Here is a 17,974-nt window from a genome sequence, read left to right as displayed (position 1 = left end):
CAGCAGCTTTTTTGAGCAGAACACCTGAACTCAGCGCGATCAAGCACTAACAACGGGCAAGCCGTGCCTAGGAAGTATCCGCCTCGTAGCCCCGTAGCCCGGGGGCGATCTATGACATGAGAGTTTGGTGCGCCAAAGCATCCACAGCGTCATGGCCGGGCTCGTCCCGGCCATCCACGGCCTTCGTCTGCGGTCCCCAAGAACGTGGATGCCCGGGACAAGCCCGGACATGACGGCCTCTGATGGGCGGCCCTACGCCGCGGACGTCAGCCGCTGCAAGAACTGCGTCACCTCGCGCCGGAGCGTCTCGACCTCACCGTGGACGCGTTCGGAGGCGCTGTTGACGCGGCTCGCCACGCGGCCCGTATCGGCGGCGGCTTCGCTGATGCCGGTGACGTTGGAGGAGACCTGCGAGGTTCCGGCGGAGGCCTCGTGAACGTTGCGGGCGATCTCGCGCGTCGCGGCCCCCTGCTGCTCGATCGAGGCGGCAATCGAGGCCGTGATGCCGTTGATCTCGGCGATGGTCTGCGCGATCGCCTCGACGGCCGCAACCGAAGTGGTCGTCGATTGCTGCATCTCGCCGACTTTGGCGCTGATCTCCTCGGTCGCCTTCGCGGTCTGGTTGGCGAGGCTCTTGACCTCGGAGGCCACCACCGCGAAGCCGCGGCCGGCATCCCCCGCACGGGCCGCCTCGATCGTGGCGTTGAGCGCCAGGAGGTTGGTCTGCTCGGCGATCTCGCTGATCAGCTTGACGACGTCGCCGATCTGCATCGCGGCGCCCGCCAGCGTGCGGATCTCGCTGCCGGCACGATTGGCTTCGTCCACCGCCCGCCCGGTGCTCGCGGTCGAGCCAGCGACCTGGCGGTTGATCTCGGCGATCGATGAGGCGAGTTGCTCCGCGGCGCCGGCGACGGTGGCGACGTTGCGCGAAGCCTGGTCCGACGCAGTGAGCACGCCGGAGGTCTGCCGGCTGGTCTTCTCCGCCGCTGCCGCCATCTGGCCGGCGTCGGATTCGAGATCGGTCGCGGCGCCCATGAGGCCGCCCGCAACCGCGTCGAGATGCGTGCCGAACTCCCGCGCGAGGCCGGCGATCTCCACAACGCGGCGGCCGAGGCTGTCGGTGCCGGCGTTGATGACGACCGCCGAGCGGCGGAACGAGCCGGGCAGACCCCGCGCGAGGATCTTGCGGAAATACTTGCCGCGGCTGGCATAGTCCATCGACGCCGAGGCCTCGCGGACGAAGGCGTCGGTGATGTCGAGCATGTCGTTGACGGATTTCTGGATCGCTCCGATCCGCCCGGCCTGCCGCTCACTCATGATGCGCGCTTCGAGGTCGCCATGCGCCGCCTTGCGGCACACATCAGCCACCTCGTCGACGGCCACCGCCGTCCGATGCTGGGACCACACGGCATAGCCGAGCAGCACGACCGTCGCGCCGAGCAAAACAGCACCGGTGATTCCCGTCACACCGAGAAGCGAGAGAACGAACGCACCGACTGCAAGAACACATGCGAGCGCGGTCGCTCCCTGCGCCTTAGAGAGAGAGCACAAATTCATCGTAACCGACACCCTGTTGCTTGAGCAGCCCGACCATCGCCTCGAAGCTCGCATGCATGCCGTCCTTGGCATTGGCATGCCGCGCCTCTTCCGCGCACAGCGTCTTGTAGATCGGCTTGATGCGCTCGATCTGCGCAGGATCCGGCTTGCGGCGGTTGGAGTGATAGCCGACGATATTGCCGCGCTCGTCGAATGTCGGCGTGACGTGGGCAAACACCCAGTAATGACTGCCGTCCTTCGCCAGATTGACGACGTAGGCGAAGATCTCCTGCTTGGACTGGAGCGTGTCCCACAGCAGCTTGAACACGGCGCGCGGCATGTCGGGATGGCGGATCAGGCTGTGGGGAGCGCCCATCAGCTCCTTCCACGAGTACTTCGCCATCCGGATGAAGACATCATTGGCGTAGGTGATGCGACCTTTGAGATCGGTCTTCGATACAATCAGCTCCTCCTCACCGAGGAGATTTTCCACGCCAGTCGGCCGTATCGCACGCGTCATCGTTGACGAATCCTCACGAAGGGCAGCACTCCTCGAAGGAGCGGCCCGCATCGCTCTAGGATTACGACAGGAAACATTAATCATAGATGAGCGCTGGAAGCCGCGAGGCCGCGCAGCGCCTCCGTAGATTTACGGACTGGCCCTGCTCGTCCTGCAGAATTGCGCAGCAAGGCGCACTGGGCGCAATTACATCGTCGCGCCGAGCACCCACGGCGCGAACTCGGCGCCGCCGAAATCGAAGCTCTCGCTCTTGGTCGGCTGGCCCGAGGCGGTCTTGAGGATGAGATCGAAGACGCGCTGGCCGCACTGCGCGACGCTCTCCTCGCCTTCGAGAATGGTGCCGCAATTGACGTCCATGTCATCTTCCATTCGCTTGTACATGGGCGTGTTGGTGGCGAGCTTGATCGAGGGCGCCGGCTTGCAGCCGAACACGCTGCCGCGGCCCGTGGTGAAGCAGACCAGGTTGGCGCCGCCGGCGACCTGCCCGGTCGCAGCCACTGGATCGTAGCCGGGCGTGTCCATGAAGACGAAGCCCTTCTTGGTGACGGGCTCGGCGTAGCGCAGTACCTCCACGAGGTTGGTGGTGCCGGCCTTGGCCATCGCGCCGAGCGACTTTTCCAGGATGGTGGTGAGACCGCCGGCCTTGTTGCCCGGACTGGGATTGGCGTTCATCTCGGCGCCTTCGCGCGTCGTGTACTCGTCCCACCAGCGCATGAGATCGACCAGCTTCTCGCCGACCTCGCGGCTGACGGCACGGCGCGTGAGCAGGTGCTCGGCGCCGTAGGTCTCCGGCGTCTCCGACAGGATCACGGTGCCGCCATGGCGCACGATGAGGTCGCTCGCCGCGCCGAGCGCGGGATTGGCGGATACGCCGGAATAGCCGTCCGAGCCGCCGCATTGCAGGGCCACGGTGAGCTCGCTGGCCGGCACTGTTTCGCGCCTGACCTTGTTGGCGTCAGCCAGCGCCTCGCGCACGAAGGCAATGCCCGCCTCCACCGTCTTGCGGGTACCGCCGACCTCCTGGATGTCCATCGCACGGAGGCGGCCGGCGAGCTTCTGCTCTTCCATCAGGCCGCCGATCTGGTTCACCTCGCAGCCAAGGCCGAGCACGATGACGTGCGAGAAATTGACGTGCCGCGCATAGCCGCCGAGCGTGCGACGGAGCAGCGCCAGGGGCTCGTTCTGCGTCATGCCGCAGCCGGTCTTGTGGGTGAGCGCGACCACGCCGTCGACGTTGGGGAAGTCGGCCAGCGGGTTGTCGCCGGTGAAGGGATTCTTCTTGAAGACGTCGGCGACGAGGCTCGCGACGTGCGCGCTGCAATTCACCGAGGTGAGGATGCCGATATAGTTGCGCGTGGCGACGCGGCCATCCGGGCGGCGGATGCCCTCGAAGGTCGCCGGCAGGTCGAAGTTCGGCGTCGGCTTCACGTCGGCGCAATAGGCGTAGTCCTTGGCGAAATCACCCATGCCGCAGTTGTGCACGTGCACGTGCTGACCCGGCGCGATCGGCACCGTGGCAAAGCCGATGATCTGACCGTAGCGCTTGATCGGCTCGCCCTCGGCGATCGGCTTGATCGCGACCTTGTGGCCGGAGGGAATGCGATCGACCGTGGTCACGCCGTCAGCCACGCTCGTTCCAGGCGGCAGGCTCGCGCGCGCGATGACCACGCCATCATCGGGATGCAGGCGGATGACGGGGCTGACGGTCATGGGAGTCTCCTTCGGAGGCGAATAGCGAACGGTGAGTAGCGAATGGAAAAGGGAGCGGCGCCATTCGCCACTCCCTATGCGCCATTCGCCCGGAGCTCAGGCCTTGCCGCCTGAATCCTTGCGGGTCGCGTTGACCTGCATCTTGGCGTAGGTCGTCATCAGGCCGACCTCGTTGGACAGCGTCACCAGCTTGAAGCCCATGTTGATGGCGCGCGCCGCGCCCTCCGCGCCGCTGCAGTGGATGCCCGGATTCAGACCGCGCTTGCCGCACTCCTTGATGATCTTCTCGTAGATTGCGAGGATCTCCGGCTCGCTGCGGTCGAGCTTGGGCTCGAGGCCGTAGGAGAAGCCGAGATCGGACGGGCCGATATAGACCCCGTCGATGCCTTCGACATCGAGGATCGCTTCCATGTTCTCGACCGCGGTCCGGGTCTCCATCATCGGCAGCAGCACGATCTCGTCGTTGGCGGTCTTCTGGTAGGAGCCGGCGGTGCCGTACATGCCGGCGCGGATCGGGCCGTTGGAGCGCACGCCCTTGGGCGGATATTTGGAATAGGAGACGAGGTTCCGGGCTTCCTGCGGCGTGTTGACCATCGGGCAGATCACGCCATAGGCGCCGCCATCGAGCACCTTGCCGATGATGCCGGGCTCGTTCCAGGGCACGCGGACCATCGGCGTGATCGGATGCTTGTCCATGGCCTGGAAACACTGCACCATCGACAGATAGTCCTGCACGCCATGCTGCATGTCGACGGTGACGCTGTCGAAGCCGCATTGCGCGATCATCTCGGCCGAGAAGCCGGAGGGTATGGCAAGCCACGCGTTGACGACCGCCTTGCCCGACTTCCAGATCTCTTTGACTTTATTCGCCACGTTGCCTTCCTTCTTTGTTGATCTCACTCACTGTCGTTGCGAGCCAGCGGGTCCGCGCGAAGCGCGGCCCGATGACGGGCTCCGCGAAGCAATCCAGAATTTCTCCGCGATGGCACTCTGGACTGCTCCGTCACTGGCGCGCCTCGCAATGACGAAACGCTCTAAGCCGTCGCCCTCTGGATGCTGACTTCGCTGACGCCGACCTCACGGGCGGTGTTCACTATTGCCGCCCAGGTGTCATCCGGCAAGGGGATGCCGTTCCGGGTCCGCTCAGCGCGGGTCTTTCGCTCCGGATCGCCCGGAATCAGCACCTGATCGACCCCGGCCATCGGCTTGGTGGCGCGGATGAAATCAACGTAGCGCGAGACTTCGGCGTCGAAAATGTTCGAGGTGTCGACCACCTTCGGATCGACATAGAACGCCAGCATGCCGTTGGCAAAGCGCCGCCCGCCCGAGGTGGCGCCGGTTCCGGTCAGCGCGCCGCCCAAGAGCTCGCACATGAAGGCGAGCCCCGATCCCTTGTGCTCGCCGAAGGCGCGGATCGCGCCCGTTCCCTTGGTGTGATCGCGCGGCCCGTCCGGCGTGTAGGGGCCGTAGAGCACGGCCGGATCCTCACTCAAGGTCCCGTCGGAATCGACCAGTGCGCCCTTGGGCAGCTTCTTGCCGCCGCGGCTCGCTACCAGCACCTTGCCCTCGGCGACGACCGAGGTCGCAAAATCCAGCACGATCGGATCCTGGCCCTCACGCGGGATGCCGACGCAATACGGCGCGGTCGACAGCCGCTTCTCGACGCCGCCGAACGGGGCGACCAGCAGCGAGCCCGCGGCATTGACGAAATGCACCGAGATGAGACCTTCGGCGGCCGCCATCTCGGCCCAGTCGCCGACGCGGCCGATATGACCGGCGTTGCGCAGCGCGACCGCGGCAAGCCCAGCCTTCCTGCACTTCTCGATGCCGATCCGGACCGCCTGCGGCGTCACGGTCTGGCCATAGCCGAACTTGCCGTCGACCACCGCGAGCGAGGGCGTGTCGAGCACGACCTCCGCGTTCTGATTTGGGACGACCGATCCGGTCTTCAGCCAGCGGATGTAGACGGGAACGCGGATCACGCCGTGGCTGTCATGGCCAGTCAGATTCGCCGTGGTCAGATAGGTGGCGATACGCCTGGCCTCCTCCGGCGAGGACTGTGCCTGCGCGAAGACTTCGGTGACGAAGTCGATCAGCTTCTGGACCTGAATGGTGACCATGACGGCCCTGTCTGCCTCTCCCCGGCGCCGACTTTGCAGCGATCGGCTTGGGCGGCACTTGAGCGAAAAAACGCGACCATGTCCATGGCCGTTGCCGCATGGGAGCGCATATCTGCTTTCACTCCTCGGGACTTGCTTCCTCGCTGGCGCCGAGTCCCGCAAGACTCCGTTCGAGCTCGCCGAGCATCTCCTGCAATTCGGCAAGCTTGCGTGTGCCAAAGCGTCGCGTGATCTCCGCGTAAATCGCTTCGGACGTCGGCGCGACGGAGGCCATCAGCTTCACACCCTCTTTCGAGATCGAGACCATGCTGCGGCGTTGATCCGCCTTGGCGGTCTTGCGCTCGATCAGGTTGCGCGCCTCCAGATCGCGCAGAATGCGCGACAGGCTCGGCCCCAGCAGGAACGCCGTGCGCGCGAGTTCCGTGACCTCGACCGCCTCGATGGAAGCGAGCGCGCGCAGGATGCGCCATTGCTGCTCGGTCAGGCCGTGCTCGCGCAGCGACGGACGAAACTGCCGCATCACCGCCTCGCGCGCCCGCAGCAGCGACATCGGCAGCGAGCGCGAGAAGTCGCGCATCGGCACCTGTCTTGCGGCGGGTCCTGCGGCAGGCGTGCCTCCGTTGGCCGGATCGGCGGGTTTCTTCGTCATGACGCCCCTTCAAGCCGCAGAATGTTTGCAGTGCAGCAAGCCTGAATTGTGTTTGACGCATTCACTTAACATGTTAAGTATCTCTGGGCACCACGATTTGTCAGACTAAAGATGGCGCTTTCCAACGACGATATCCGAGCTTGCGCGAGACGTCTGCACCAGGCGGAGAAGACCCGCACGCAGATCCGGCAGCTGTCACAGGATTTTCCCGAGATCACCATCGCCGATGCCTACGCGATTCAGAAGGCCTGGGTCGAGGTCAAGATCGCCGAAGGGCGCATCGTCAAGGGCCACAAGATCGGCCTGACCTCGAAGGCGATGCAGAGCGCGCTCAATATCGACGAGCCGGATTCCGGCGTGCTGCTCGACGACATGTTCTTCGCCGATGGCGGGATCGTTCCGACCGAGCGTTTCATCGCGACGCGCGTCGAGGCCGAACTCGCCTTCGTCATGAGCAAGCGACTCTCTGGGCCCGATTGCACGATGTTCGACGTCCTCAACGCCACCGACTTCGTCGTGCCGGCGCTGGAGATCCTGGATACGCGGATCGAACGCGTCGATCCCACCACGAAAACGACGCGAAAGATTTTCGACACCATCGCCGACAACGCGGCGAATGCCGGCATCGTGCTCGGAGGACGGCCGATCCGCCCGCTGGACGCGGACCTGCGCTGGATCGGCGCGCTCTGTTTCAAGAACGGCCAGCTGGAAGAGACGGGCCTTGCCGCCGGCGTGCTCAATCATCCCGCCACGGCCGTGGCCTGGCTCGCCAACAAGATCGCGCCGCGCGGCCTTGCGCTGGAGCCCGGCCAGGTCGTCCTCGCCGGCTCCTTCATCCGTCCGATCGAGACTCGCAAGGGCGACACAATTCAGGCCGATTATGGCGCCTACGGCTCGGTGAGCTGCTACTTCGCTTAAGGCGAACAAGAAGACAGGGAGTGAAACCGCGATGCCGCATTTCACGATCGAATATTCGGCCAATCTCGATGACCGCCTCGACATCGGCACGGTATGTGAGGTCGTGCGCAAGGCAGCCAGCGAGACCGGCATCTTCCCCCTCGGCGGCATCCGCGTTCGCGCCGTCAGGTGCGAGCATTATGCGATCGCGGACGCCCGCCAGGATTACGGCTTTCTCGACATGGTGCTGCGCATCGGCGAGGGCCGCGATCTCAAGACACGTCAGAACGCCGGCGAGCAAATCTTCCAGGCGCTCTCGAAGCATCTCGATCCCGTCTTTGCCGCCAGCAGGTTCGCACTGTCGTTCGACATGCAGATCAACGACAAGGACACCAGCTGGAAGCGCAACAACATCCACGACGCCCTGAAAGCGGAGGCCGCCCATGGATAAGCCCATGCCGAAAGCCGACGTGTTCCAGGCCAATCGCGACCGCGCCGCGCCGCTCTTGAAGACGCTGCGCGCGGACGGCATCGGCCACATGATCGACGGCAAGGTCGTCGCCTCGATCTCGGGCGAGACGTTCGAGACGAAATCGCCGGTCGATGGCGCCGTGCTCGCAAGCGTCGCCCGCGGCAATGCGGAGGACATCGACGCTGCGGCCACGGCCGCTGCGCTTGCGTTCAAGTCCTGGCGCGACATGGGGCCCGCGATGCGGCGCAAGCTGCTGCATCGCGTGGCCGATGCGATCGAGGACAATGCCGAGGACATCGCGGTGCTCGAATGCATCGACACCGGCCAGGCCTATCGCTTCATGGCCAAGGCCGCGATCCGCGCCGCGGAGAACTTCCGCTTCTTCGCCGACAAATGCGCGGAGGCGCGCGACGGCCTCAACACGCCGAGCGACGAGCACTGGAACGTCTCGACCCGCGTGCCGATCGGCCCGGTCGGCGTGATCACGCCGTGGAACACGCCGTTCATGCTCTCGACCTGGAAGATCGCCCCTGCTCTCGCTGCGGGCTGCACCGTCGTGCACAAGCCGGCCGAATGGTCGCCGGTGACGGCTTCCACTCTGGCGAAGCTCGTGAAGGAAGCCGGCGTGCCCGATGGCGTGCTCAACACCGTCCACGGCTTCGGTGAAGAGGCCGGCAAGGCGCTGACCGAGCATCCCGCCATCAAAGCGATCGGCTTCGTCGGCGAAAGCGCGACGGGCTCGGCCATCATGATGCAGGGGGCGCCGACCCTGAAGCGCGTGCATTTCGAGCTCGGCGGCAAAAACCCCGTCATCGTGTTCGACGATGCCGATCTCGACCGCGCGCTCGACGCCGTCGTGTTCATGATCTACTCGCTCAACGGCGAGCGCTGCACCTCGTCGAGCCGCCTGCTGATCCAGCAGAGCATCGCCGAGAGATTCGTGGAGAAGCTGACCGCGCGCGTGAACGCGTTGAAGGTCGGCCATCCCCTCGATCCCTCAACCGAGATCGGACCGCTGATCCACGAGCGGCACCTCGCAAAGGTCTGCTCCTATTTCGACGTCGCGCGCCAGGACGGCGCGACGATCGCGGTCGGCGGCAAGGCCTATGACGGCCCCGGCGGCGGACACTATGTCGAGCCGACGCTGGTGACCGGCGCGCATGGCAAGATGCGCGTGGCGCAGGAGGAGGTGTTCGGGCCGTTCCTCACCGTGCTGCCGTTCCGCGACGAGACGGACGCGATCGAGATCGCCAACGACATCCGCTATGGCCTCACCGGCTATGTCTGGACCAACGACATGGGCCGGGCGCTGCGCGTGGCCGATGCGCTGGAAGCCGGCATGATCTGGCTGAACTCGGAAAACGTCCGCCATCTGCCGACGCCGTTCGGCGGCATGAAGGCCTCAGGCATCGGCCGCGACGGCGGGGATTACTCGTTCGACTTCTACATGGAAACCAAGCACGTCTCGCTGGCGCGGGGCACGCACAAGATTCAGAAGCTGGGAATTTGAGGAAAGCAGTCGTTCCGGGGCGCGAAGCGAACCCGGAACCTCGAGATTCCGGGTTCGGTCCTGACGGACCGCCCCGGAATGACCGGGCCTATTGAGGGGAAACGCACATGCCGGTACCGCAACACGTCTTCGAGCCGCCGTTCAACATCATCCGCTCCAGCCACGTCGTGCTCGACGTCACCGATCTGAAGCTGAGCCGCGAGTTCTACGAGACCACCGTCGGCCTGCATGTCGAGGACGCCGACGACAATGTCGTTTACCTGCGCGCGGCCGAGGAGCACCAGCATCACTCGCTCGTCCTGCGCAAGGCGGCTGCGCCGGCCTGCGCGCGGCTCGGCTTCAAGGTCGGCAACGACAAGGATCTCGACAAGGCCGCCGCCTTTCTCTCCGAGAACGGCCTGGCGTACGCCTTCGTCGACCAACCGTTCCAGGGCCGCACGCTGCAATTCACCGATCCCTTCGGCTTCCAGATCGAGCTCTACGCCTCGATGGACCGGCGGCCGCATTTGCTCCGCCGCTACGACCTCTACCGGGGGTGCCATCCGCAGCGGCTCGACCATTTCAACGTCTTCGCTGCCGAAGTGCAGGACACGATGGAATTCTACGCCCGGCTCGGCTTCCGTCTCACCGAATACGCCGAGGAGGACGGCCCGAACGGGCGCATCGCCGCGGCCTGGATGCATCGCAAGGGCAACGTCCATGATTTCGCCATCACCAACGGCAAGGGTCCGCGCCTGCACCATTTCGCCTACTGGACGCCGACGGCGATGAACATCATCCATCTCTGCGACGTCATGGCGACGCAAGGCTTCGTGAAGAACATCGAGCGCGGCCCGGGACGCCACGGCATCTCGAACGCGTTCTTCCTGTACGTGCGCGACCCTGATGGACACCGCCTCGAGCTCTACACCAGCGACTACTTCACGGGGGATCACGACCACGAGCCGCTGCGCTGGTCGCTGCGCGATCCGCGCCGCCAGACGCTCTGGGGCGCACCCGCGCCGCGCTCCTGGTTCGAGCAGGGCTCGCCGTTCACGGGCCAGGCCGTGCGCGAGCCGAAATTCGTGGCCGACGTGCTGGTGGCGGATTGATGACCCGCCCCCGCCTCGCCACCTATTCCGTCAAGGGTGCAAGCCGCTACGGTGCCGTCGTAGACGGCGGCCTCGTCGATCTCTCCGCGCGTTACGGCAAGGACTATCCAACGCTGCGCGAGGTGATCGCGGCCGGAAAGCTCTTGAGCTTTGCCGAAGAGGCTGCCGGCCGCGCACCTGATCACGCGCTCAGCGAGATCACCTGGCTGCCGCCGGTGCCCGCGCCGGAGAAAATCATCTGCATCGGCGTCAACTATCCTGACCGCAACGCCGAGTACAAGGACGGCCAGGACGCGCCGAAATATCCGAGCATGTTCATGCGCTCACCGCGCTCCTTCGTCGGGCACGACACGCCGCTGGTGCGCCCGCGCGCGTCCGCGCAGCTCGACTATGAGGGCGAGATCGTGCTGGTGATCGGCAAGCAAGGCCGGCACATTCCGGAAAGCGCCGCGCTCGATCACATTGCCGCGCTGACGCTCTGTAACGAGGGCTCGGTGCGCGACTGGCTGCGCCACGCCAAGTTCAACGTCACCCAGGGCAAGAACTTCGATTCCAGCGGCAGCCTCGGCCCGTGGCTCGTGCCCTACACATCGGAATCGCAGATTGCGGACATTCGTCTCACCACGCATGTCAACGGCGAACTCAGGCAGGACGATCGCACCAGCCGGTTGATGTTTCCGTTCCGCTATCTCGTGAACTATATCTCGACCTTCGCAACCCTCGTCCCCGGCGATATCATCGTCACGGGCACGCCGACCGGCGCGGGTGCGCGGTTCGATCCGCCGCGGTACCTGAAGCCCGGCGACGTCGTCGAGGTCGAGGCCGAGGGCATCGGCCGCTTGCGCAACGGCGTCGTCGACGAAGCCTGAACAATCATCGAAGTGGAATAGCCAGATGACCACCCTCACCGGCGGCGAAGCGATCGTAAGCGGCCTGGTCGCCCATGGCGTCGACACCGTGTTTGGCCTGCCCGGCGCGCAGGTCTACGGCCTGTTCGACGCCTTCCATCAGGCCCAGCTCAAGGTGATCGGCGCACGGCACGAGCAGGCCTGCGGCTACATGGCATTCGGCTACGCGCGCTCCAGCGGCAGGCCCGGCGTGTTCAGCGTGGTGCCCGGCCCGGGCGTGCTCAATGCCAGCGCGGCACTGCTGACTGCGTTCGGCTGCAACGAGCCGGTGCTGTGCGTGACGGGCCAGGTGCCGACGCAGTTCCTCGGCAAGGGACGCGGCCATCTGCACGAGATGCCGGATCAGCTGGCGACCTTGCGCACCTATGTGAAATGGGCGGACCGGATCGAATATCCCGGCAACGCGCCGACGATCGTGGCGCGCGCGTTCCAGGAGATGATGTCGGGACGGCGCGGCCCTGCCTCGGTGGAGATGCCCTGGGACGTCTTCACCCAGCGCGCGGATACGGCGGCTGCTCAAATGCTGGAGCCGCTGCCCGCGCCGCGGCCCGATCCCGACCTGGTCAGGCAGGCGGCCGCGCTCATCAAGACCAGCAAGGCACCGATGATCTTCGTCGGCAGCGGCGCGATCGAGGCCGGCGAGGAGATCCTCGAACTCGCTGAGATGATCGATGCGCCCGTGGTGGCCTTCCGCAGCGGCCGCGGCATCATCTCGAACGCGCATGAGCTCGGGCTCACCATGGCGGCGGCCTACAGACTGTGGCCGACGACCGATCTGATGATCGCAATCGGCACCCGCGCGGAGCTGCCGGCCTCGGGCTTTCGCTGGCCTTATCAGCCGAGTGGACTGAGATCCATTCGGATCGATATCGACCCGGCCGAGATGCGCCGGATCATCTCCGATGCCGCCATCGTCGCCGACGCCAAGGCCGGTACGGCCGATCTCGTCGCGGCCGTGAAGAAAGCCGGCTATGCGCGCACCCGTGGCCGGCGGGAGGCGATCCGCGAGGCGACCGCGACCGCGCAAGCCGAGATCCAGCGCATCCAGCCGCAGATGGCCTATCTCAACATCCTGCGCGAGGTGCTGCCGGCGAATGCGATCGTCACGGATGAACTGTCGCAGGTCGGCTTCGCTTCCTGGTACGGCTTCCCGGTCTACCAGCCGCGCACCTTCATCACCTCGGGCTACCAGGGCACGCTCGGCTCGGGCTTTCCGACCGCGCTCGGCGCAAAAGTCGCCAACCCCGACAAGCCGGTGGTCGCCATCACCGGCGACGGCGGCTTCATGTTCGGCGTGCAGGAGCTTTCGACCGCCGTGCAGTTCAACATCGGCGTGGTGGCGCTGGTGTTCAACAATAACGCCTATGGCAACGTCCGCCGCGACCAGCGCGAACGTTTCGACGGCCGCGTGGTGGCATCGGACCTCGTCAACCCGGATTTCGTCAGGCTCGCGGAGTCCTTTGGCGTCGCGGCCGGGCGCGTCACTGCGCCCGAGCAGTTCAAGGCCGTGCTGGAGAAGGCGCTGGCCCATGGCGGGCCGTATCTGATCTCGGTCGAGGTGACCAGGGATTCGGAAGTGAGCCCCTGGGCATTCATCCACCCGCCGAAGCCTTGAGCTGAACACCGCCCTGGAGCCGGGCGGCTGCAATCACCAGCAAGCCGGCGCCTACAACCGACCAGCAGGCGACGGGGGCCCAGTGCAGCAGCGGTGCGAAGTCCGGCATCTTCTGCAGGCCGCCCGCGACCGCCGCCATGCGCGCGAAGGTGCCTAGCGCGAGCGCCGAGAACACGAGGCCCGTGACCTTTCCCTCCGCGCCGGTCGAGCCGATCGCAAGCGCGGCCGAGACCGCGCTCATCAGCATGCAGCCCCACGCAGCGCCGGCGAGGAACTGGGCGACGATCACCGTATTGAGGCTGCCGGCAAGCTCCGCCACGACAATCGCCACCGCACCGAACAGTCCGGCGGCGCCCATCACGATCAAGCCGCCGCGATGCTTGACGACGAGGCTTGCCGGAAACATCGCGATGTTGAAGCCGATCCAGAACACCGGCATCAGCCATTGCAGCTCATCCGGCTTGGCAAAGCGCAGATAGAACGGCGCGCTGTTCATGGCAAAGTGCAGCTGGTAGCCGAGTGCCAGCGCGACCATCGCGACGATGAAGGCAATCGGGACGAGACCAAGCGGTTTGGCCGCCTCGGCCGGCGTCGGCGGCGGGGCGTCGCGCACCACGTCATGCTCGATCCGCGACAGCCCCAGCGCCGTCAGCAGCAGCACCGCGCTCGATATCACGAATGGCAGCCGCGCATCGTGCTCGCGCAGCACCACGCCGAGATAGGGCGATACGGCGCCGGCGACGCCATAGCCCAGCATGGCCAATGCCGCGAGGAACGGCACCTGCGGCCGGGCACGGTATTTGCCGAGCAGGGTCAGCGGTGGCGCACGCAGGGCCGACGACGCGATTGACCAGACCACGATCAGCACGATGAACCAGACCTGCGCGCCGGCACCGATGCCGGCCACGAAGGGGAGCGCGACGAAGGCGGCGCAGGAGATCGCCGCCAGCACGCCGACGAACAGGCCGAGCCGCCCGACGACGGGCGCGAGCTTGTCGGCCGCGATCCCCATCGCGGTATCGGCGATGGTGAAGATCGCCTGGTCCAGCATCAGGATGAGGATCACGGCCGCCGGCGCAAGGCCGACGTCCGCCGCGAGCTTCGGCAGGTAGACGACATAGGTCGTCCAGCCCAGCGTGAACACGAGTTGCAGCACGGCCAGATAGAGCCCCGTGCGCGATGCGCTCGTGCCCGCCCCGGTCGAGACCTGTACAGTCGTCATGTCGCCGCCCCCCTCGCAGAAGCTTAGACGACAGGGGCGCCTCTTGGGAATGCCTCAGAGCACCTTGCGGAAGGTCAAGTTGATGCGCCGCCGTCCGAGCAGCGCGTGCTCTCCGTCGGCGAGCGGCGCCACGCCGTGATAGGTGAGCCTGCTCGGCCCGCCCCAGACCACGACGTCGCCATGGACGAGCCGGAAGCGGCGCGGCTTGTCGCTGCGCGCCAGGCCGCCGAACAGGAAGGTCGCGGGCAGGCCGAGCGAGACCGAGACGATCGGCGCCGAATAGTCCAGCTCGTCCTTGTCCTGGTGCAGCGACAATCGAGTGCCGGGCTCGTAGCGGTTGACGAGGCAGGCGTCGGGCGCGAAGCTTTCGAAACCGCCCTGCTCAGCCGCGCGCCGGGCGAGATCGCGGAGCACCGGCGGCATCGCCGGCCATGGCGCGCCGGTCTTCGGATCGACGGGATCGTAGCGATAGCCGGTGTGATCGGTGATCCAGCCGCGCTCGCCGCAATTGGTCATCGCCACCGACATCTGGTAGCCGCCGGGCGTGGTCATCCGACGGAACGGCGACTGCGCCACGATGGCGCGCACCGCTTCGATCAGCTCGCGCTCGATCGGCTTGACGAAGCCGGGCAGCAGCACCGCGCCGTCGGCGATCTCCTCGCGCAACGGCTGTGCTTCGGCAACATTGTCAAATAGATCACCCGTCAATCGCAGCGCTCATTTGGCATCATGAAAGATCACGCCCAGCGTGTGCCGCTGGCCGGACCGGATGCGGCTGACGCCATGGCGCAGATTAACGCGGTAGGTGCCGCGTGTCCCCTGCACCGGACGGTGATGCACGGCGAAGGCGACCGCATCGCCCTGCGCGAGCGGCACGACCTCGGCGCGGGACTGCATGCGCGGGCGCTGCTCGGTCAGCACGAACTCGCCGCCGGTGAAATCGCGGCCCGGCTCGGAGAGCAGGATCGCGACCTGGAGCGGGAACACGTGCTCGCCATAGAGGTCCTGGTGCAGGCAATTGTAGTCGCCGGCCGCGTATTGCAGCAGCAGCGGTGTCGGCCGCGCCTGTCCGGCCTCATGGCAGCGCTTCAGAAAGGCCGCATGTTCTCCGGGATAACGGATGTCGATCCCCATCGCCTCGTTCCAGCGATTGGCGACGCCTTGCAGATGCGCGTAGAGCGCCGGGCGGAGCTGCGCGATCAGGTCGGGCAGCGGATAGGAGAAGTACTTGTACTCGCCCCGGCCAAAGCCGTGCCGGCCCATGACGATGCGGCTGCGGAACTGCGTGTCGTCGGGATAGAGCGCGGCGGTGGCGCGGCATTGATCGGGCGTGAGCAGGCCCTTCAAGACGGCGCAGCCCTGGGAGTCGAGCTCGGCGGTGATCTGCGGCCAGCCGAGGGCGTCGACGCGGGCGGCGAGGTCGGGAGCGAAGGATTGGGCTGATTTTCGCGCGGTCATTGTCATAGCAATCACCTTTGCAGCCCAACGTTCACCCCGCCACCCGATTTCCGACTCTCTCCCCGTCATTGCGCAGCGACGCAATCCGGAATCCCTCGGCGGAACCAGTCTGGATTGCTGCGTCGCAAGGGCTCCTCGCAATGACAGCGGAGATGTCAGCCCCGCACCGGCAGCGTCACCACGTCGTAGCCGTGCTTGATCGTGCGCTTCAGCACGGGGTCCTGCAACTCGAAGTCGAAGCGGTCGGCGGGGCGGATGCCGCCCTTCGCGGCAAACGTGCCGCCGAACATGGCGCAGCCGTCGGGGAACTTTTCACCCGGAAAGCCGCGCGCGATGAGCTCAGTGACCGGCAGCATCGCGTCGAGCGTGCCTTCCTGGTAGAGCACGCGCTCGCCTTTGATCGTGGCATAGGAGCGCAGGATCATCCTGTCCCAGTGGCCGATGACGTCCTCGAGCTCCCACAGGGTGGAGGCGATGGGCTTGTCGCACATCTGCTTGGATACCGTGACGCTGTAGGCCTCGACCTTGCGGTCGGTGTGGTCGGAGCCGCAGCCGACGAAGATGCGGCCCTGCCAGCCGATCAGCACGAACTCGACCTCGCCACTGGAATCGCCGCCGGTGCATTCGATGCGGTCTTCCTGGGTCAGTCGCCGCGCCGAAGCGCGATAGTAGATCGGGGTCGAGGCCGGCGGAGCGATGCCCATCTCCTGCAGCTCGGCGATGTGCTTGTCGCGGGCGACGGGATCGCGGCCGGTCCAGCCGGCGATGACCATCTGGTCGATCGCCAGCGTCAGCGGCGTGGTGGTGTCCTGGGCATCGACGGTGAAAGTCAGGTCAAACACGAATGACGGCCTCCATGCCGGCAGCAAGCTCGAAAATGCGTCGGTCCGATCCGCCGGAGCCTGCCAGCATTAGGCCGACCGGGACCTCGCCCTCACGATGTGCAGGGATCGAGATGGCGCAGCCATCGATCATGTTGATCAGGGTGCAGTTGCGCAGCGCGCGCAGGTTTTGGGTGGTGAAGGCCTTGTCGTCGGCGAGATCGGCGATCTTCGGCGGCGTGTTGGCGGTGGTCGGCAGCACCAGCGCGTCATAGGACGAAATGCGCGCATTGACGCGGGCGATCAGCGAGCGGCGCTCGTTGAGAAGATCGATGTAATCGGCCGCGCTCTGTGCCTCGCCGCGCATGATGCGCACGGCGACCCTGGGATCATAGACATCGCCTTTCGCCGTGATGAGATAGCGATGCCAGGCATAGCTTTCAGAGGCCGCAAAACCGCCTTTGGCGTTCATCGGGCCGACATCGTGGAACTCCGCCATCTCGATGCGCTCGATGATGGCGCCGTGATCGGCAAGCGTCTTCAGGGCGCGCTCAAAGGTCGTGGCCACTTCCGTGTCGAGGTCGTCGAGCGCGATCGTGGTGGGCACCGCGAGCCGCATGCCCTGGATCGGCCGCGGCTTCAATGCGACGATCGGCTCGTTCGCGAGCACGGCGTCGAGTATGGCACAGCAGCTGACCGACCGTGCCAGCGGGCCGATGCTGTCGAGCGAGAACGAGAGCGGCACGGAGCCGTCGAGCGGCACGCGGCGCTGAGTCGGCTTGTAGCCGACGATGCCGTTGAAGGCAGCCGGGATCCGGCAGGAGCCGCCGGTGTCGGTCCCGAGCGCGCCATGCGCCATGCCGTCCAGCACCGAAACTGCCGCGCCCGAGGAGGAGCCGCCGGGCACGTGGCCTTCGGCCCGGTTCCAGACGCCCTTCGGCGTGCCGTAATGCGGATTGATGCCGATGCCGGAATAGGCGAACTCGGTCATGTTGGTGCGGCCGATCACGACGAAGCCGGCCCTGCGCAGTCGCGCCACCGTCGCGGCATCCTGTTCGGCCGGGGGCGAATCGTCGAGCGCGCGCGAGCCGGCACGCGTCACCTGGCCCTTGATGTCGAAGAGGTCCTTGATCGAGATCGGGATGCCGGCATAGCGCGACGGCGCCGCCTTGGCCTTGCGCAAGCCGTCCATAGCATCGGCCGCCGCCAGCGCGGCGTCCTTGTCGACATGGATGAAGGCGCGCTGGCCTTCGCCGGCGGGATCGGCGATCCTGGCGATGCACGCCTCGACCAGCTTGCGCGAGGTCGTGCGGCCGCTTTCGAGGTCTTCGGCGAGCTTCGCCAGTGTCGGAAAATCGGGCATGTCTGTCTCACGGAATATTGGCGCGCGCAATCTATAGCGCGGGCTCAGTTCGACACAAGCATTGTGCGCATGATGGCATGCA

The 17,974-nt window shown here is 66.0% G+C and carries 17 protein-coding genes; 6 read left to right on the top strand and 11 right to left on the bottom strand.

Going from position 1 to position 17,974, the window contains the following annotated elements:
- Positions 1-252: 252 nt before the first annotated feature.
- From ABIA42_RS07035 to hpaR, 6 genes are all read right to left on the bottom strand, one after another.
- Positions 253-1,557, bottom strand: a complete 1,305-nt coding sequence (locus tag ABIA42_RS07035; RefSeq protein ID WP_370114649.1) for a methyl-accepting chemotaxis protein — start codon at positions 1,555-1,557, stop codon at positions 253-255.
- Positions 1,535-2,056: a PAS domain-containing protein gene (locus ABIA42_RS07030; RefSeq protein WP_271528644.1), complete on the bottom strand. Its 522-nt coding sequence runs from the start codon at positions 2,054-2,056 to the stop codon at positions 1,535-1,537. The genes ABIA42_RS07035 and ABIA42_RS07030 overlap by 23 nt, the downstream gene beginning before the upstream one ends.
- A gap of 186 nt (positions 2,057-2,242) precedes the next feature.
- The gene (locus tag ABIA42_RS07025) at positions 2,243-3,766 is read right to left on the bottom strand and encodes a UxaA family hydrolase (protein ID WP_271528645.1); all 1,524 of its coding nucleotides are present in this window, start codon (positions 3,764-3,766) and stop codon (positions 2,243-2,245) included.
- Positions 3,767-3,862: 96 nt separating this feature from the next.
- Entirely contained in the window at positions 3,863-4,639 is a 777-nt protein-coding gene (locus ABIA42_RS07020; RefSeq protein WP_061020197.1) for an HpcH/HpaI aldolase/citrate lyase family protein, read from the bottom strand.
- A 161-nt stretch (positions 4,640-4,800) separates the two neighbouring features.
- The gene (locus tag ABIA42_RS07015; protein WP_370114652.1) at positions 4,801-5,886 is read right to left on the bottom strand and encodes a malate/lactate/ureidoglycolate dehydrogenase; all 1,086 of its coding nucleotides are present in this window, start codon (positions 5,884-5,886) and stop codon (positions 4,801-4,803) included.
- A gap of 118 nt (positions 5,887-6,004) precedes the next feature.
- A complete protein-coding gene (gene hpaR / locus ABIA42_RS07010; protein WP_370114654.1) occupies positions 6,005-6,535 on the bottom strand; it encodes a homoprotocatechuate degradation operon regulator HpaR in 531 nt (176 codons plus the stop codon).
- 111 nt (positions 6,536-6,646) lie between these two features.
- Between hpaR and hpaH the strand changes: the two genes are divergently transcribed.
- The 6 genes from hpaH to ABIA42_RS06980 all read left to right on the top strand — a co-directional run bounded on the left by hpaH (position 6,647) and on the right by ABIA42_RS06980 (position 13,028).
- A complete protein-coding gene (hpaH, locus tag ABIA42_RS07005; RefSeq protein WP_370114656.1) occupies positions 6,647-7,453 on the top strand; it encodes a 2-oxo-hept-4-ene-1,7-dioate hydratase in 807 nt (268 codons plus the stop codon).
- 31 nt (positions 7,454-7,484) lie between these two features.
- A complete protein-coding gene (locus ABIA42_RS07000; RefSeq protein ID WP_370114657.1) occupies positions 7,485-7,883 on the top strand; it encodes a 5-carboxymethyl-2-hydroxymuconate Delta-isomerase in 399 nt (132 codons plus the stop codon).
- On the top strand, positions 7,876-9,414 hold the full coding sequence (gene hpaE / locus ABIA42_RS06995) for a 5-carboxymethyl-2-hydroxymuconate semialdehyde dehydrogenase (RefSeq protein WP_370114659.1): 1,539 nt from the start codon (positions 7,876-7,878) through the stop codon (positions 9,412-9,414). Before ABIA42_RS07000 ends, hpaE begins: the two co-directional genes overlap by 8 nt.
- Positions 9,415-9,521: 107 nt before the next feature.
- Entirely contained in the window at positions 9,522-10,505 is a 984-nt protein-coding gene (gene hpaD, locus ABIA42_RS06990; RefSeq protein WP_271528651.1) for a 3,4-dihydroxyphenylacetate 2,3-dioxygenase, read from the top strand.
- Positions 10,505-11,374, top strand: coding sequence for a fumarylacetoacetate hydrolase family protein (locus tag ABIA42_RS06985; RefSeq protein ID WP_370114661.1), 870 nt, complete (start codon positions 10,505-10,507; stop codon positions 11,372-11,374). Before hpaD ends, ABIA42_RS06985 begins: the two co-directional genes overlap by 1 nt.
- 25 nt (positions 11,375-11,399) lie before the next feature.
- Positions 11,400-13,028, top strand: a complete 1,629-nt coding sequence (locus ABIA42_RS06980; RefSeq protein ID WP_370114663.1) for a thiamine pyrophosphate-dependent enzyme — start codon at positions 11,400-11,402, stop codon at positions 13,026-13,028.
- Here the strand turns inward: ABIA42_RS06980 and ABIA42_RS06975 are convergent.
- The 5 genes from ABIA42_RS06975 to ABIA42_RS06955 form a co-directional block, all read right to left on the bottom strand.
- Entirely contained in the window at positions 13,006-14,250 is a 1,245-nt protein-coding gene (locus tag ABIA42_RS06975) for an MFS transporter (protein ID WP_370114665.1), read from the bottom strand. The two genes, ABIA42_RS06980 and ABIA42_RS06975, sit on opposite strands and share 23 nt — an antisense overlap.
- A 54-nt stretch (positions 14,251-14,304) precedes the next feature.
- The gene (alkB, locus tag ABIA42_RS06970) at positions 14,305-14,958 is read right to left on the bottom strand and encodes a DNA oxidative demethylase AlkB (RefSeq protein WP_370114667.1); all 654 of its coding nucleotides are present in this window, start codon (positions 14,956-14,958) and stop codon (positions 14,305-14,307) included.
- Positions 14,959-14,967: 9 nt separating this feature from the next.
- A complete protein-coding gene (locus ABIA42_RS06965) occupies positions 14,968-15,714 on the bottom strand; it encodes a 2OG-Fe(II) oxygenase (RefSeq protein ID WP_370114669.1) in 747 nt (248 codons plus the stop codon).
- A gap of 149 nt (positions 15,715-15,863) precedes the next feature.
- Positions 15,864-16,550: a DUF2848 domain-containing protein gene (locus ABIA42_RS06960; protein ID WP_370114671.1), complete on the bottom strand. Its 687-nt coding sequence runs from the start codon at positions 16,548-16,550 to the stop codon at positions 15,864-15,866.
- Positions 16,543-17,892, bottom strand: a complete 1,350-nt coding sequence (locus ABIA42_RS06955) for an amidase (RefSeq protein ID WP_370114673.1) — start codon at positions 17,890-17,892, stop codon at positions 16,543-16,545. Before ABIA42_RS06955 ends, ABIA42_RS06960 begins: the two co-directional genes overlap by 8 nt.
- Between the last annotated feature and the right edge of the window lie 82 nt (positions 17,893-17,974).

This window comes from Bradyrhizobium sp. USDA 327 (genome assembly GCF_041262065.1).
Classification (GTDB): Bacteria; Pseudomonadota; Alphaproteobacteria; order Rhizobiales; family Xanthobacteraceae; genus Bradyrhizobium; species Bradyrhizobium liaoningense.
This window is presented reverse-complemented; position numbering and strand designations above follow the sequence as displayed.